Here is a 15,516-nt window from a genome sequence, read left to right as displayed (position 1 = left end):
AGACCGACATGACGAAGCGCCCGCGCGACGGGGCGCGTCCTGATGCCACTGCGTAGTCCCTAATGTGTATCGGTCTCAGGAAGCCCTTCTTTGGGCTATGTCAAAGTGATAGCCCATCTTGGATGCTTCTGAAGAAATGATCCAACGCTTCAGGAGGACACGATGGATCGAACGCAATATAGCACGCTGGTCGAAGCCCTTGCCGTGGTTCCCGACCCAGAACGCCCGTAGCAAACGCTCCCCTTGAACCATGTTGCTCACCCTCCTATACGCACGGGGCAGCCCCACAGACGCTCGCAGCGCTGCGCAACAGTCTCTTTGACGTAGCCCTGCACAAGATCATTGTAACTGTTCACACTTGTCCTGGGAGCGAGGGCGTCCCGCCCTCGAAGGCATCCCGAGGGCGGGACGCTCTCGCTCCCAGGCTTTGCCTGTTACCCCAAGTGTGAACAGTTACAGATCATTCAGCAATTGCCAACATTCCCGCAGGGTGGTACCATACCAAGACAGTCACGCTGTACCATTGCTCATGGCGACCCGAGGTAGCCCTATGGCCTTTGCTGGTTTTTCGACCGATACGCTCGTGAGCCTGCCACCTGAACTCTTTAGCGAGGTCATTCCGAGCATTACGCTGCCAAGTGAACTCAAGGTGACCCTCCATATCTTCTATCGGTTGAGTCGGCAGCGGGTTACACCGCGGCGTGTTAGCTGGGACGAACTCCACAGCGATGTGTTGCTGCGCCGTTCGTTGCGGAGTGTCAGCAAACTGCGTCCGTTCGATGACTTGCTCAGCGAAGGATTGGGGGCCGCCGTGCGCCGGGGCACGCTGTTGCACCTAGCGCTCCCGATTGAAGAGCGGGTGCATAATTGGTATCTGGTGCATACTACGCTCAACCGTACTTGGGTTGAACGCCTCACGAGCGCACGCACGGTGCTCGCCCCGACAAGTGAATTGCCCGAACGCCCGTCGGTGATCGGGCTCTACGAGCAAAATATTGGCCTGGTCACCCCGATGCTGGTTGATGAACTACGCGAAGCCCAAGAGCGTTACCCCCGTGAGTGGATCGAAGAAGCCATGCGCGAGGCGGTACGCTCGAATGCACGCTCGTGGCGCTATATTCGTAAAGTGCTGGAGAGGTGGGCTGCCAATGGACGACAAGATGCGGCGGATCGCGCCCAACGACCTATCGATATCGACAAATATACCAGCGGCGAGTTCGATGGACTCTTCCGCCGCGGCAGCGATGAATCCGATCTCTGACCAAGCCCCCGATGAGCCTGAAGAGGTCTGCCCTCGCTGCAAAGGGGCAGGCTATTATTTGCTTGCGGTTCCCTTTGGGCATCCCGAGTTTGGTCAGTTGATTACCTGCCACTGTCGCGCCGCCGAGAAACAACAACTTCGTCGCCAGCATTTACTCGAAATAAGCAACCTCGGGCCGTTTAGCGGCAAGACGTTCGAGAACCTTGATGCTGGCGTGCCGGGCCTTGCCCGCGCCTATGCGCGCGCACGCAAGTTTGCCGAGCAACCCACCGGCTGGTTAATCTTTTTTGGTGGCTACGGCTGTGGCAAAACCCATCTCGCTGCGGCCATTGCCAATGAGATCCTGCGCAACCATTTTTTGACGATCCTCTTTACCGTGGTTCCCGATCTGCTTGACCATCTCCGCAGCACGTTTGGGCCAAGCTCAGAAATTGCCTACGACGAACGGGTCGAACAGGTGCGCAATGCCGATGTCTTGATCCTTGATGACCTGGGCACCGAAAATGCAACCCCCTGGGCACGCGAGAAGTTGTTCCAGATCTTCAATCACCGTTATAATTACCGCCTGCCAACCGTGATCACGAGCAACCGTGAGCCAAAGGAGATCGATCCACGGATCTTTTCTCGGATGAGCGACCGTGAATTATGTGATGAAATCATTATGATTGATGCCGGTGATTACCGGCGCCTCGCCCCAACGCAGCGCTTTGAGCAACGGAAACAGGATCACCTGCGCCGGATGGGACGTACCCCTTCAGAACGTGGCCCACGCAAGGCCTGAACATGAACTGCCTGGTAATAGGCTGATGCTACAATTGAGGTATACAGACGGGACGGAGTAAAGCGTTATGCAGAACCATTTCTTGTCGGCGGCAGATTTGAGTCGTGATGAGGCCGAGACGTTGCTGGAACGAGCAACGCAACTCAAGGCTGAATGGCGTGTAGGTGCCTCCTCAGGGATGCACGCAACCTGGCCCCTGCGGGGCAAGACCCTCGCCCTCGTCTTTGAGAAGCCCTCACTACGTACCCGCGTGGCGTTTGAAGCAGGCATGACCCAACTGGGCGGTAATGGCTCGTATCTGTCGGCGAATGATATTGATATGGGCGGGCGTGAAAGCGTGCCCGATGTGGCGCGCAACCTGAGTCGGTGGGTGCAGGCGATTGCCGCCCGGGTCTTCAAACACGGAACCGTCGAAACCCTCGCTCGCCACGCCGATGTTCCGGTGATCAACGCCCTCTCGGATCGCGAGCATCCGTGTCAGGCTCTCGCCGATCTGTTGACTTTGCGCGAGCGCTTTGGGCGCCTCCAGGGCTTGCAGTTGAGTTATCTCGGTGATGGCAATAATGTCTGCCATTCGCTGATGCTGCTCGGGGCAACCCTCGGGGTCAGTGTGCGCGTTGGGTGTCCGGTGGATTATCAACCTGACCCCGATATCCTCGCCCACGCCGAACGTCTCGCTGCCAACAACGAGGCAACGATTACGGTGACGGCCTCACCCGTTGAGGCGGTTGAAGGGGCCAATGCCATCTATACCGATGTTTGGGCTTCGATGGGCCAGGAACACGAAGTCGCACGCCGCCGCCCAGTCTTTGCTCCGTATCAGGTCAATGCGGCACTGATGGCGTATGCCGATCCTGCCGCCATCTTTATGCACTGCCTCCCTGTCCACCGCGGCGAGGAAGTCAGCGCCGAGATTATCGATGGCCCCCAGTCGGTTGTCTTTGATCAGGCCGAGAACCGTCTGCATGTGCAAAAAGCTCTAATCCTGACGCTTCTTAAGTTGTGACATGGATCGCGCCAGACGGCACGGTGCATGGTGCAAAAGTGAATGAAGACCTATGGCAGGCAATCGCGCAATCTTTGATCGGGCCATGGAGCAGAGTCGTGAAGCGGCCCGCCTCAACAAATGGGACGAGGCGCTCAAGGCTCTTATCCGGGCCCTGCAAGAGTTCCCCAACGATACCGATGCCCGGATCAGTGCGGCCGTGGCCCTCTTTCATGCCAATAAACTTGACCGGGCGCTACAACTCTTCGAGGATCTGCGTGCGGCGGATCGGCAAAATCCGTTCTTTCTGAGCTATATCGCACGAGCTCAAGCCCGCCAGGGCCATAGCCAGGCCGTTGCAAGCTATCAGGAACTGGCCGAGTTGCACCTCGCACAGCAACACCCCGTCCAGGCGATCGAGGCGCTCCGCGAATTGTTGCGGCTCAAACCGGCTGCATCCGCTCAACGCGCCCAACTCGCTCGCTTGTATGAAGAGGCTGGGGGCATCCGGGAAGCCGCAGCGGAACATCTGACGCTTGCGCGTGAACTGCTCGAGCAACAGCAATTAGATCAGGCCGCCGAAGCCGCCGAAACGGTCTTGCGCCTTGACGCGCAGAGCCGCGAGGCCCGCGATCTGATTGTGACGATCCGTGACGCAATGGCCCGTTCAGCCGGGCTTGAAGCAACGCCCATCGCAGAACCAGGTGGTGCCCAAGCATCACCACCCCCAGAAGCACGTCGTAGCCGAAGCGGGGTGACGGGCATCCTTCGTACCCAGCAGTTCTCGATCGAGAAACTTGTCGAGCAAGCCCAGAAAAAGCAAGAGGCGGGCGCAATCGATGAGGCGGCCAAGCTCTATGAAGAAGCCCTTGCCGCCGGGCTCTCGCGGGCCGATGTGCTCTATTCACTGGGCCTGATCTATCAAGAACGCGGCGATCACCGCTTGGCAACCAATGTGCTGACGCGGGCCGCCGCCGATCCCGAATATGCGCTCTCTGCCCACTTTGCCCTTGGGCAGAGCTACAGCGAGCTCGGACAGTTGCCGCAGGCGGCCCAGGAATTTGAACAGACGATCCAACTCGTGGATCTCGAGACAATCGGACGCAACGAGGCCGATGATCTGATCGAGATGTATCAGAACGCGGCGACAATCTATGAGCAGATCGGCGACCTGGCCCATGCAGCGGCACTCTATGATACGCTGGCCGGTTTTCTCGAGAGTAAGCGCTGGGGCCGCGAACGTGCTGCCGAGTTCAAACAACGCTCAAAAGCACTCACTGACCGCAATATGCTCGCCAAGTTGCGCTCGATCAATACCGGTGCGCTCACACCTCAAGGGGAAGCCGAACCTGCCCAGGTTGACACCACCACCAGTTCGGAGGTGTGGGGCAAGATCCGCCCGATTACCGATTTCCTGCGCGGTGGCAAAACACCAACCACCGGTGCGCTGACCAACCGTGCCAGTATTCCAACCATTCCCGAGCCGATGATCGCGCTCGAAAACCTGCCCATAGGGAATGCCCCCGATGCTGCGCCCCTCACGCCCCTTGATACCAGTGAGCTCGACGCTGAAGCGGCAGGTTGGGTTGAGTTGACTAGCAAGTATCTGGAACAGGGGTTGATCGAAGCCGCTCTCGATGCCTGCCACGAGACGATCCGGGTCGCCATGGATTATCTGTCCATCCATCTGCGTATGGGTGAAATCTATGAACGCCAAGGGCGCCCCGAAGAAGCCCTGATCAAGTATCAGTTATTGATCGATACCTATGAGGTGCGCAAAGAGGCCCACAAGTCGATCGATGTCTATTATCGGATGCTTGACCTCGCACCCGATACGCTCAATGTGCGCCTGCGCCTCGCGGAAACACTGCGCGACGCGGGACGCATCGAAGAGGCCGTCAGTCAGTTTTTGCAGGTTGCCGGAACCTATTTTCGCCTCGGACAGAGCAATAAGGCCCTGGAAGAATATCGGAGTTTGCTCCAACTTGCCCCCAAACACCGCGAAGTGCATGCCCACTATGGCCTGACCTTGTTGAAACTGGGCCGCTACGAAGCCGCCCTTGATGCCTTCCGGCGTGCCCTTGAACTGGGACAGGCTGATGATCCGGTCGCCGTGGCCCGCCTCAATGTCACTCTGGCCTTGATGGGCGAACATCCCGCTGCCGTGTGGGATTCGCTCGCAACAGTGCTCGATCTGCTCAAGCAACATCCCGGTGAGTTTGGTGCCGTCCAGACCGAGTATCGCGGGATGCTGTTGAGCGCCGACCATGCGATCGTCCACTATATTCTTGCCGTGACACAACAACAGTCTGGTCAACACACCTCAGCTCTGCTCGAACTCGAACAGGCCGAGGCCTTGCTCGCCGATGAACCCGCGATGCTCTTGCCGCCCGTCTTGGTCTACCAGGCGGCCGCAAATAGCCATTTTGCCCTGGGCAATGCCGAGGCAGCCCTGGCGCAATTGCGCCAGGGGTTGGCCGTCAGCGATCAGCCGGTGATCGATCCGGGCGTCAAGCATGCCTTTGCCGTACCCTTGAGCAAAGGCGATCTGGTACGCCGGATGGCCGAAGCCTATGCGGCGTCAGATGATATCGCCGGGGCCGAGAAGGCGCTGCTCGAAGCACGCCAACTGTTACCCTATGACCGCGCCATCTATACCAAACTCGCCGATGTCTACTTCCGCCAGGGCAAGCTCCCCGAGGCCCTGGCCCAACTGGAAGATCTGGCGACGCATTATGAAGAACGCCAACAACTCGATCGGGCCATCGAAGTCCTTGAGTATGCCCTCAAACTCGCCCCCAATCATATCGCAATCCGTGGACGCCTTGCCCGCATCCAGTTGCGACGGGGCTACCTCGATAAAGGCGTCGATGGCCTCGTGCGCCTTGCCGAATTGCAACGTCGCGCTGGGCAACTCAAAGATGCGGTGGCTTCTCTGCAAGAGGCGGCGCAGGTTCACTGGACACTCAGCAATCACGATAAGGCCCGCGAGGTTTATAACAAGATTGTCCAGATTGCCCCGACTGATGTCGAGGCCCGTCAGTGGCTCGCCCTGATGTATACGCTGATGCGCCGCCCCGAAGAGGCGGTTGCCGAAAAGAAGCAGATCTCCCGCATTTTTGCGCAGCAACAAGACTATGAAAATGCCATTGCTGAGTTGCATCAAATTATCGCCCTCGACCAGACTGATGTCGAGGCATACTATATGCTCGGCGATATGCTGATGCGCCGTGAAGAGTATGCCCAGGCGTTGCAACTCTATGCACGCTTGATCAAGATGGAGGGCATAGACCAGGCGCGAGTTGAGGCGTTGATCAATGCCGCTAATCGGATGTTGCAACAACGTAAGCAGCAAGTGCGTTCATAATGATCGCAACGTATGACAAACTGAGAATTGTCTGTAGCCTGGGTGAAGTTTGCCCTTTCTGGGTTCAGTTGAGTTGACAGGGTTGCTGTGGCACGTTACCCTAATAATACTGGTAGAGACTTCAGGTAAGACGCTATGGACTTCTCTCGTCTGTGGGCGCGGCTTAATCCACTCACCTCGCCCTATGCCATTCTTGATATTCTGATCGTCGCGATGCTGATCTTCTGGCTGCTCGGGATCATTCGTGGTACCCGAGCAGTGCAGTTGCTGCGCGGGGTTGGGATTCTGCTGACGCTCGCCTTGTTTGTCGGTACCGTCACGCGGGATCAACTCCAGACCCTGGCATGGCTTTTGAATACGATTATCGCCCCGGCCCTGATCGTTGGTGTCCCGATCCTCTTTCAACCCGAGCTCCGCCGGGCCCTCGAAAGCCTGGGACGCTCGAGTGAGTTCCTGAGCCGCCCTCTCTCGGGCATCAATCGCTCAGAGATCCTCGATACGATCGGTACGATCGCTCGTACGGCGCAACAACTCTCGCAACAGGGGGTGGGGGCTTTGATTGTGATTGAACGCTCAACTCAGTTGCAAGAGTATGCCGATCGCGGGGTCATTATCGACTCGCGGGTCTCGCTGCCCCTCTTGATGAATATCTTCTATCCTAATTCGCCCCTGCACGATATGGCCGTCATTGTGCGCGGCAATCGCATTCTCGCCGCGAATGTGGTCTTGCCCCTTAGCGAGGATATTACTGGCCCGCGACGCTATGGGACACGCCACCGCGCCGCCAAGGGGATCAGTGAACAGTCTGATGCCCTCGCCATTGTTGTCTCAGAAGAGACCGGGGCGATTTCACTTGTCCAGGACGGACGTATGGCAAGCTATTTGACTGAAGCCCGTCTGCGCACAATGCTGGCTGGTCTGTTGCGCGTGGCCCAGGATGAGGCAGCCTCATGAAGACTAGCCATCGGCAGGCGATGCGCTTATGACACCGGTGCGCACTACGTTGATGCGGCTCGCTCTGGCCCTCGGTTTGAGTTTTGCGCTCTGGGCTTTTGTCTCGTTTAGCGAAAACCCTGAAGAACGGGTCACCTTTCCCGAAGTTCAATTGCAGGCTATTGGCCTCGGTGATGAACTGGTGCTTGTCGATAGCAACAGTCTGCCGACCCAGGCCTTGCCCCTGGTTCAGATTACCCTTAGTACCGACCGTCAACAATTGGCAAACCTCCGCCCGGTGGATGTGCGGGCGGTGCTTGATCTTACCGGTCTTGGGCCCGGTGAACACCTCGTGCCGGTCAATGTGCAACCCACGCGCAGCAATGTCTCGTTTCGCACCGTTGCGGATGGCGTCGAGCCTTCGGTCGTGCCGATCCGCCTTGAACAGATCAGTAGCCGTATGGTGCCGATCCGGGTTGATTTGCTCGGCAGCCTGCCCTTTAGTTTTGAACGGGGCGAGCCAAAAATAAGCTTCGGTGGGGAGCCAATCACGACCGTCCAGGCGATTGGCCCGCTCAGCCGCATTGAACGCGTCGAAGAGGCGCGAACCGTCGCTAATATTGCCCAGTTGCGGGCGACCTATCTGGGGCCGCTGACCCTGACCGCCGTTGATCGCGGTGGGGCGGCAATCGATGGCGTGCGCCTTGATCCCGGGATCGTGACCGTCGAGATCCCGATCAATCCGGTCGTCGGCCTCAAGCTCGTGCCTGTGGTGCCAACCATCGAGGGCCAACCCGCCCCCGGCTATGCGGTGCGCAATGTGACCATCTCACCACCTTTGATCACGCTGGCCGGTAGTTCGGGACCGCTCGATGCGATTGATGTGTTGGCAACCCAGCCAATGAGTATTGAGGGGGCCAGTCAGACGGTGGTCTCGATTGTCGCTCTGATCTTCCCCGACGGTACCTCTGCTCGCGAGGGTGAACCGGAACAGGTGCAAGTCACCGTTCAGATCGCGCCGATCGAGCGGCCTTTCCAGGTCGAACTCCCCGTGCAGGTGACGCCAACTGGCCTCGAGCCAGGTCTCACGGTGAGCCTCAATCCAGCTGTCGTGACGGTACAGGCTGCGGGGAACAACGCCGCGCTCGACGATCTCGCTAATCGCCCCCTTGTCGCAACCGTCGATCTGAGCGGGCTCGAGGCAGGGAGCTATGTCCTTGAGGTGAGCCTGGGCCTCCCGCCGGGGATTACGCTCAATGACGCAGTGCCTACTGTCCAGGTCACGTTACGACCTCAGGTGATCCCGCCAACCGCAACGATACCGGCCCCAACACCTGGCGAGACAGCCACACCTGTGCCTGAACCTGGGCAAACCCCCACTCCATCTGACCCCAATGCTCCAGGTCAAGAACCAACGGTGCCCCCCGAACCAGCACCAACCACCGAGCCAACGCCAACGCCAACGCCATAAGTAGTCTGTAACCTAAGTTTTCCGACCTTCCTGGGTGCGCGGGCGTCCCGCCCGCGCACCCAGGGTACAGAAGTCGCGTCCCACGTCCACCCGGTGAATGTCGTCGGGACGCCCGCGTACCTGGGCTTGCCGGTTACCGCCAAGGTAAACACCTATGCGCATAGCACATTTTGCTTAAACCTTCGGTGTATGGTATCATCTCGCAAGATACCCCAAAGAGCAAGAGCAAGCCTAGATAAGTGTTGCGTACATGCATCCGTAGGGGTGATCTACCTCGCTTTTCTGTCTTACGACTCCACCGGTCGAATGGCCTGCCGAAGGAGCCTTACCGTGAGTGTACAACTCGGAACTGTGGAACGTCCGCTTCGAGTCGCGATTGTCGGTGCCGGTCCCGCTGGTTTTTACGCCGCAGAAGCGCTGCTTAAGCAAAAGGATCTCGTCTGCCAGATTGATTTTATCAATCGCCTGCCGACCCCGTATGGCCTGGTGCGCGAGGGGGTTGCCCCTGATCATCAGTCGATCAAGGCTGTAACCCGTATCTATGACCGCATCGCTGCCTTGCCCAATGTGCGCTATTTTGGAAATGTGACGTTTGGCCGCGATCTTTCCCATCAGGAGCTGAAGAACCATTACGATCAGATCATCTACGCGGTTGGGGCTCAGTCTGACCGCAAGATGGGCGTGCACGGCGAGGAGTTTCTCGGTAGTTTGCCCGCGACGATCTTTGTTGGTTGGTATAACGGGCATCCCGATTATAGCGACCGCCATTTTGATCTGAGCCACGAGCGGGTGGTGGTGGTGGGCAATGGCAATGTTGCGATGGATGTGACCCGGATCTTGGTCAGCAACCCCGATGAACTCGCCAAAACCGATATGGCCGATTATGCGATTGGGGTGCTGCGCACAAGCCAGGTGCGTGAAGTCGTCGTGCTTGGGCGACGTGGTCCCGCTCAGGCCGCCTTTACCAATCCTGAGTTGAAAGAGTTTGGTGAACTCGAGGGTGTTGATGTGATTGTCGATCCCGCTGACCTCGAGCTCGATCCGCTCAGCGAGCTAAGCCTGGCCGAAGATAAGACCGCCACCAAAAATGTGGATATGCTGCGAGCCTATGCCGCTCGTGGCGCAACCGGCGCACCAAAACGCATTGTGATGCGCTTCCTCGCCTCACCGGTCGAAGTGCTCGGTGAGAATGGCAAGGTGGTTGGGGTCAAGATTGAACGCAATAAATTGGTGCAGGCCGCCGATGGTACGCAGCGGCCCCGCGGCACCGGTGAGTACGAGAACCTCGCTTGCGGGATGATCCTGCGTTCGGTCGGCTATCGTGGCATCAGGTTGCCCGGGGTGCCCTTTGATGAGATGAGCGGGACAATCCCCAATGTGGCCGGGCGTGTGGTGCGCACGCGCAGCGATGAGGTTGTCCCTGGTGAATATGTGGTCGGCTGGGCCAAACGCGGGCCGTCGGGCATTATCGGGACGAATAAGCCCGATGCCGCCGCAACGGTGGCCATGATGATCGAGGATTTGCCAACGCTCACCCCGGCACCCGGTGATGGCGACGTCGAGAAGATCCTCGAAAGCCACGGTGTCCATTATATTACGTATGCCGATTGGAAGATCCTTGATGCTCACGAGGCGAGTCGCGGCGTTGACCAAAGCCGCCCTCGTGTCAAAGAGACCAATGTGGATCGTATGATGGCGGTTATTCGGGAAGGCCGCAAGGGTTAGTCACACGTGCGTATTGCCATGCTCGCCCCATTTGGGGTGCGCCCCAAAGGAACCTTGCTGGCGCGGATGTTGCCACTCGCACGCGCACTCGTGCGGCGTGGGCATAGCGTTACTCTGGTTGCGCCACCCGTGCATAATCCCGAAGATGCCGGGACACGGGTGGTGCTCGATGGGGTAACGGTTATTCATACACCCCTGCCAACGTCGTCTGGTGCCGTCACTATTCTTGAACAGAGTGCCTCGTTGTTGCGGATCGCGCTTGATAGCCACCCGCACCTGTTGCACCTCTGCAAGCCCAAGGGCTATAGCGGTCTCGCGGCCCTCGCTTCCCGTGGCCTCTCGCCCCGGGTGCCCCTGGTGGTCGATAGCGATGACTGGGAAGGCTGGGGGGGCTGGAATGAGTTGCTACCCTATCCTTCCAGCGCGCGCTGGCTCTTTGCCTGGCAAGAACGCGATTTGCCCCGCCGCGCCGCCGCCGTGACGGTCGCGAGCCGTACCCTCGAAAGTCTCGTCTGGTCGATGGGGGTGCCGCCCGAGCGGGTCTTCTATTTGCCCAATGGCATTGATCCCGCGCTCTTTGATGATGCTGATGAGCAAGACGAGTGGCACGACCATTTGCCCCTCTTTCCCCTTGATGAACCCGATCGGGTACCGGCCTATCAACCCTATCCGACCCTGCTGCTCTATACGCGCTTCTGGGAAATCGATCTGCACGAGTTGGTGGCAGCCCTGGTGACAATCGCGACGGCACGGCCTGGCGTACGCCTGATTGTGATTGGTCGGGGGGAAAACGGGGAAGAACAGGAACTGCTCGCCTGGGCGAACCGAGCCGGTTTTGCTTCCATGCTTGACTATCGCGGGTGGCTCGACCCCGCCGTCATTCCTGAGGTGATTGCCGAGGCCGCCATTGCGCTTGTGCCAACGCGTGATACGCTGATTAATCGGGCGCGCTGCTCGGCCAAGTTGCTCGAATTGATGGGCTTTGGCCTCGCGGTTATCGCTAGTGATGTCGGTGAGGCCCGCAATATGCTGATTCACGAGACGAGTGGCTTGCTGGTGCCGCCTGGTAATCCTGCGGCCCTCGCCGCCGCAACGCTGCGCCTCATTGATGATGAGATCCTGCGCATGCGCCTCGCCGATAATGCGCAGATCGCGGCAACCGAGTATAACTGGGATCGCCTCGTGCTGATTGCTGAACAGGCCTATGCTGTAGCAATGCGAGATCTGTGATGTTCGACTGGCTCTTTGGCTCACGTAAACAAGCTCAACACCGCGACCAGGGCGTGCTCCACGGTTCGCCCGCAACCGTCGAGCCCATCACGCTGCGCGTCAGCCTGATTACCCACGCACCCATCCTTGAAGCCCGCGGCGGGCTCCGCCTCTACGAGTATTTCAACTGGCCCAATCCCGTTGCGCTCGCACAACAGTATGCCGCTGATCTGCGCACAGCCTCGGGCGGGATCGCACGCTACGAAATCGCCGAGCATCAGGTCGTTGATGGCTATCCCGTCAAACGCGACGGCTTTACCTACGAGGACGCAACCTATCTCCGCTGCATGGCCCGCCAGCAGAACTTTCATCAGCCCGATGCCGTTGACTATGAGCATTTGATCGCGACGTTCGATCTCAAGCGCAAAGTGCTCAGTGGTGCCATTGACGAAGTCTGGCTGATGGGCTTTCCCTATGCTGGCTATTACGAAAGCCAGATGGTGGGGGCCGGGGCGATCTGGTGCAACTCGCCGCCGCTGGCGTCGCCCGATCTCTGCCCACGACGCTTCGTCATCATGGGCTTCAATTATGAACGCGGTGTTGACTGCATGCTCGAAAATTTCGGCCATCGGGTCGAGTCAATTATGAGCCACGTCTACCGCAACCACCAGGGCGAACGCAACCTCTGGGAGCGCTACATTCGCCACGAGTTACGCCACCCCGGGCGCGCCGAGTGTGGCAATGTCCATTTTGCCCCTAATAGTACCCGCGATTACGAGTGGGGCAATGCTCGTCCGGTGCTTTCACGCGCCGATACCTGGCACAACTTCCCCGACCTCAGTGGCCCACCACGGATGATGAATGCGCAAGACTGGGGCAACGGCGATATGCGCTTGCATCACCTCTGGTGGCTCGATCATCTGCCTCGTGGCGCTGGTGTGACCGATGGTGTGCAGCATAACTGGTGGTGGTATGTGTTGTGCCCTGATCGGGCATTCTAAGCGGGCCTGCGGTTCGCTTAAAACGCCCGATAGCCCTGCTTTTGGTATAATAGATCGGTGTAATGTGGCGTATTGGAAAGCATCAGGAGGTTTTTGTATGGCGGAGAAGAAGATCAGTGAGGGCGAGGCGGTCAAGACAGATGGGGCCGTGAGCTTTATGACGAAGCTTGGTTCGATTGCGAGCCTCGATCCTGAGCTGGTCAAGAAATTGAATAGCCTCGATATCATGACCAATGTCACCCTGCTCGAACGCGGTGCCCAACCCGAGGGCCGCGATGCGATCGCGGCGAGTGCTGGCATTGATCAGGTTGAACTGCTCAAAGCGCTCTATTTGATGGATCTCGAACGGGTAAATGGGGTGTCGTGGACAAATGCGACGCTGCTGACCGCTGCCGGGGTCACGACGGTGCCGGATCTGGCCTTCCGCAATGCCGATGATCTGTTGCCCCAGTTGAAACAAGCCAATACCGAACTGGGCTTGCTCAAACGCTCCCCTACCCCCAAGGTGGTCAAAGGCTGGATCGAACACGCACGTGAGTTGCCGCAGGTGCTCTTTTTTGGCGGGAACGCTGAGGTCTATTAGGGATGATGTCAGACGGGGTGCGGGGCCAGGCCCCGCACCCCGTCTGGCATTCAGCTTTAACAGATGCGCGGCAGTTGCTCGCCGCTGAGCATGTCAACGCTGCGCATACCACCAATCCGTGAACGCATCACAACGCTGCCTGGATGCTCGCTCGTTACCTGGCCGATCATGGCGGCCTGTGCTCCGAGCGGGTGGCGACGCAACGCTTCCAGGGCCAGGGTGGCGTAATCGGCCGCGACAATCACCAGGCATTTACCTTCGTTGGCGACATAGAGCGGGTCAAGCCCGAGGATTTCACAGGCGCCACGCACCGCTTCATCGAGGGGGATGTTCTTCTCTTCAAGCAGGATGCCAACCCGCGCCGCCTGCGCGATCTCGTTGAGCGCCGAGGCGACGCCGCCTCGCGTTGGGTCGCGCAAGACATGTACTGCCGGCCCAGCCACTCCGAGCAGATCGGCGACCAGGGTGTGCAGGGGGGCCGAGTCACTCTCAAGTGCGGTCTCAAATTCCAGACCTTCACGTACCGACATGATCGCAATGCCGTGATTGGCGAGCGGGCCACTGACGAGCACGACATCGCCTGGCTCGGCACGCTGCGGGTCGATCTGGATGCCCGGCGGAATCAGGCCAAGGCCCGTCGTGTTGAGAAAGATGCCGTCACCTTTGCCCCGATCAACCACCTTGGTGTCGCCAGTCACAATCGGCACCCCAACGGCACCCGCCGCATCACGCATGCTCTGCACCACCCGCCACAGCGTCTCCATCGGCAGGCCCTCTTCAATGATCATCCCGACCGAGAGGGCGAGCGGCTGCGCCCCACACATGGCGAGGTCGTTCACCGTGCCATGCACCGCCAGTGAGCCGATATCGCCGCCAGGAAAGAAGAGCGGACTGATGACATACGAGTCGGTCGAAAAGGCGACGCGCGCACCACCCACCTCCAACTGTGCCCCGTCATGCAGACGATCCAGGCTCGGATTGGTCAACGCAGGCTGAATCAGTTGCTCGATCAGCATCTGCGTCAACCGCCCGCCCCCGCCATGCCCCATCGTCACCGTTGGATACTGGCTGAGCGGAATGGGACAGACTGCTTCAAATGCCACGCTTGTTACTCCACACTTGCATAGTGAAAATAGGCCGCACACGCCCCCTCCGACGAGACCATCGGTGCACCGAGCGGGTGCTCGGGCGTACAGGCTGTGCCAAAAGCAGAGCAATCACACGGGCGCGCATGACCCTGCATGATCTTGCCAGCAATGCAGAGTGGTGACTCGACGGCTTCAATCGCCTGCACATTGAAGCGCACTTCAGCATCATAGGCCGCAAAAGCAGGCCGCAGACCGAGGCCGCTCTGCGGGATCATGCCAATGCCCCGCCATTGCCGCGAACGCACTTCAAAGACCGCGGCCATCAAGCGTTGGGCATGGCGATTGCCTTCGGGCGTCACCGCCCGCGCATACTGGTTCTCGACGCCCCAAACGCCCTTTTCCAGCATTTCAACCGTCATATAGATGCCCTGCAGCAGATCAAGCGGCTCGAAGCCCGTGACAACGATGGGCACGCGGTAGCGCTCGGCGAGCGGCAGATACTCGTGATAGCCCATCACCGCACAGACGTGACCCGCCGCAAGAAAACCCTGCACACGATTGGTTGGCGCACCAAGGATCGCCTCCATCGCCGGGGGCACCAGCACATGCGCCGAGAGAATCGAAAAGTTGGGGAGGCCAAGCCGGTGGGCCATGTGAACCGCCATTGCATTGGCCGGTGCCGTCGTCTCGAATCCGACCGCAAAGAAGACGACCTGACGGTCAGGATGCTGTTGGGCAAGCTTGACCGCGTCGAGCGGCGAATAGACAATGCGGACATCGCCGCCGTCCGCTTTGACACTGAGCAGGTCACGCGCTGAACCAGGCACCCGGAGCATATCGCCAAACGAGGTAAAGATCACCTCGGGGCGCGCCGCAATCGCCAACGCCCGATCGATCATTTCGAGTGGCGTCACACAGACCGGGCAACCAGGACCGTGGACAAGCTCAATTGACGACGGCAACAACCGATCAATGCCCGCCTTGACCAGCGTATGCGTCTGACCACCGCAGATCTCCATCAGTGTCCACGGGCGCGTCACCAGGCGTCTGATTGCCTCGAGCAACTGCTGCGCCTCGGCTTCACCGCGATATTCATCAACAAAGCGCATGGC

12 protein-coding genes are annotated in these 15,516 nt (G+C 59.1%); 10 read left to right on the top strand and 2 right to left on the bottom strand.

Features of this window, described 5'->3' with window-relative positions; translation table 11 throughout:
- Positions 1–550: 550 nt before the first annotated feature.
- From EKD05_RS12225 to EKD05_RS12180, 10 genes are all read left to right on the top strand, one after another.
- On the top strand, positions 551–1,261 hold the full coding sequence (locus EKD05_RS12225) for a DnaD domain-containing protein (RefSeq protein ID WP_129673065.1): 711 nt from the start codon (positions 551–553) through the stop codon (positions 1,259–1,261).
- Complete coding sequence (locus tag EKD05_RS12220; protein ID WP_240695759.1) at positions 1,245–2,042, top strand: ATP-binding protein; 798 nt, start codon at positions 1,245–1,247, stop codon at positions 2,040–2,042. The genes EKD05_RS12225 and EKD05_RS12220 overlap by 17 nt, the downstream gene beginning before the upstream one ends.
- A gap of 67 nt (positions 2,043–2,109) precedes the next feature.
- Positions 2,110–3,048, top strand: a complete 939-nt coding sequence (gene argF, locus EKD05_RS12215) for an ornithine carbamoyltransferase (protein WP_129673061.1) — start codon at positions 2,110–2,112, stop codon at positions 3,046–3,048.
- 52 nt (positions 3,049–3,100) lie between these two features.
- The gene (locus EKD05_RS12210; RefSeq protein ID WP_129673059.1) at positions 3,101–6,394 is read left to right on the top strand and encodes a tetratricopeptide repeat protein; all 3,294 of its coding nucleotides are present in this window, start codon (positions 3,101–3,103) and stop codon (positions 6,392–6,394) included.
- A 135-nt stretch (positions 6,395–6,529) separates the two neighbouring features.
- Positions 6,530–7,348: a diadenylate cyclase CdaA gene (gene cdaA, locus EKD05_RS12205; protein WP_129673057.1), complete on the top strand. Its 819-nt coding sequence runs from the start codon at positions 6,530–6,532 to the stop codon at positions 7,346–7,348.
- A 28-nt stretch (positions 7,349–7,376) separates the two neighbouring features.
- Positions 7,377–8,798 (top strand): YbbR-like domain-containing protein, encoded by a 1,422-nt coding sequence (locus EKD05_RS27080; RefSeq protein ID WP_129673055.1) that lies wholly within the window; start codon positions 7,377–7,379, stop codon positions 8,796–8,798.
- 330 nt (positions 8,799–9,128) lie between these two features.
- Positions 9,129–10,523 (top strand): FAD-dependent oxidoreductase, encoded by a 1,395-nt coding sequence (locus EKD05_RS12195; protein WP_129673053.1) that lies wholly within the window; start codon positions 9,129–9,131, stop codon positions 10,521–10,523.
- A 6-nt stretch (positions 10,524–10,529) separates the two neighbouring features.
- Positions 10,530–11,753 carry a glycosyltransferase family 4 protein gene (locus EKD05_RS12190; protein WP_129673051.1) on the top strand — a complete coding sequence of 408 codons (1,224 nt, stop codon included), beginning with the start codon at positions 10,530–10,532 and terminating at the stop codon, positions 11,751–11,753.
- The gene (locus EKD05_RS12185; RefSeq protein WP_129673078.1) at positions 11,753–12,733 is read left to right on the top strand and encodes a hypothetical protein; all 981 of its coding nucleotides are present in this window, start codon (positions 11,753–11,755) and stop codon (positions 12,731–12,733) included. Before EKD05_RS12190 ends, EKD05_RS12185 begins: the two co-directional genes overlap by 1 nt.
- Before the next feature lie 97 nt (positions 12,734–12,830).
- Positions 12,831–13,316 carry a DUF4332 domain-containing protein gene (locus EKD05_RS12180; RefSeq protein WP_165360712.1) on the top strand — a complete coding sequence of 162 codons (486 nt, stop codon included), beginning with the start codon at positions 12,831–12,833 and terminating at the stop codon, positions 13,314–13,316.
- A 56-nt stretch (positions 13,317–13,372) separates the two neighbouring features.
- Here EKD05_RS12180 and hypE read toward each other — a convergent pair whose 3' ends face one another.
- Both hypE and hypD read right to left on the bottom strand, forming a co-directional pair.
- Positions 13,373–14,365 carry a hydrogenase expression/formation protein HypE gene (gene hypE, locus EKD05_RS12175; protein ID WP_129673076.1) on the bottom strand — a complete coding sequence of 331 codons (993 nt, stop codon included), beginning with the start codon at positions 14,363–14,365 and terminating at the stop codon, positions 13,373–13,375.
- A 59-nt stretch (positions 14,366–14,424) separates the two neighbouring features.
- A complete protein-coding gene (gene hypD, locus EKD05_RS12170; RefSeq protein WP_129673047.1) occupies positions 14,425–15,513 on the bottom strand; it encodes a hydrogenase formation protein HypD in 1,089 nt (362 codons plus the stop codon).
- Positions 15,514–15,516: the final 3 nt, after the last annotated feature.

Origin of the sequence: Candidatus Chloroploca sp. Khr17 (genome assembly GCF_004138165.1) — a bacterium.
GTDB lineage: Bacteria > Chloroflexota > Chloroflexia > Chloroflexales > Chloroflexaceae > Chloroploca.
The sequence above is the reverse complement of the archived record's forward strand: the minus strand, read 5'-3'. Positions and strand labels throughout refer to the sequence as shown.

Coding starts and splice junctions, on each gene's coding strand:
- EKD05_RS12225 (WP_129673065.1), top strand. CDS start 551: ATGGCCTTTGCTGGTTTTTCGACCGATACGCTCGTGAGCCTGCCACCT.
- EKD05_RS12220 (WP_240695759.1), top strand. CDS start 1,245: ATGAATCCGATCTCTGACCAAGCCCCCGATGAGCCTGAAGAGGTCTGC.
- argF (WP_129673061.1), top strand. CDS start 2,110: ATGCAGAACCATTTCTTGTCGGCGGCAGATTTGAGTCGTGATGAGGCC.
- EKD05_RS12210 (WP_129673059.1), top strand. CDS start 3,101: ATGGCAGGCAATCGCGCAATCTTTGATCGGGCCATGGAGCAGAGTCGT.
- cdaA (WP_129673057.1), top strand. CDS start 6,530: ATGGACTTCTCTCGTCTGTGGGCGCGGCTTAATCCACTCACCTCGCCC.
- EKD05_RS27080 (WP_129673055.1), top strand. CDS start 7,377: ATGACACCGGTGCGCACTACGTTGATGCGGCTCGCTCTGGCCCTCGGT.
- EKD05_RS12185 (WP_129673078.1), top strand. CDS start 11,753: ATGTTCGACTGGCTCTTTGGCTCACGTAAACAAGCTCAACACCGCGAC.
- EKD05_RS12180 (WP_165360712.1), top strand. CDS start 12,831: ATGGCGGAGAAGAAGATCAGTGAGGGCGAGGCGGTCAAGACAGATGGG.
- hypE (WP_129673076.1), bottom strand. CDS start 14,365: ATGGGGCATGGCGGGGGCGGGCGGTTGACGCAGATGCTGATCGAGCAA.
- hypD (WP_129673047.1), bottom strand. CDS start 15,513: ATGCGCTTTGTTGATGAATATCGCGGTGAAGCCGAGGCGCAGCAGTTG.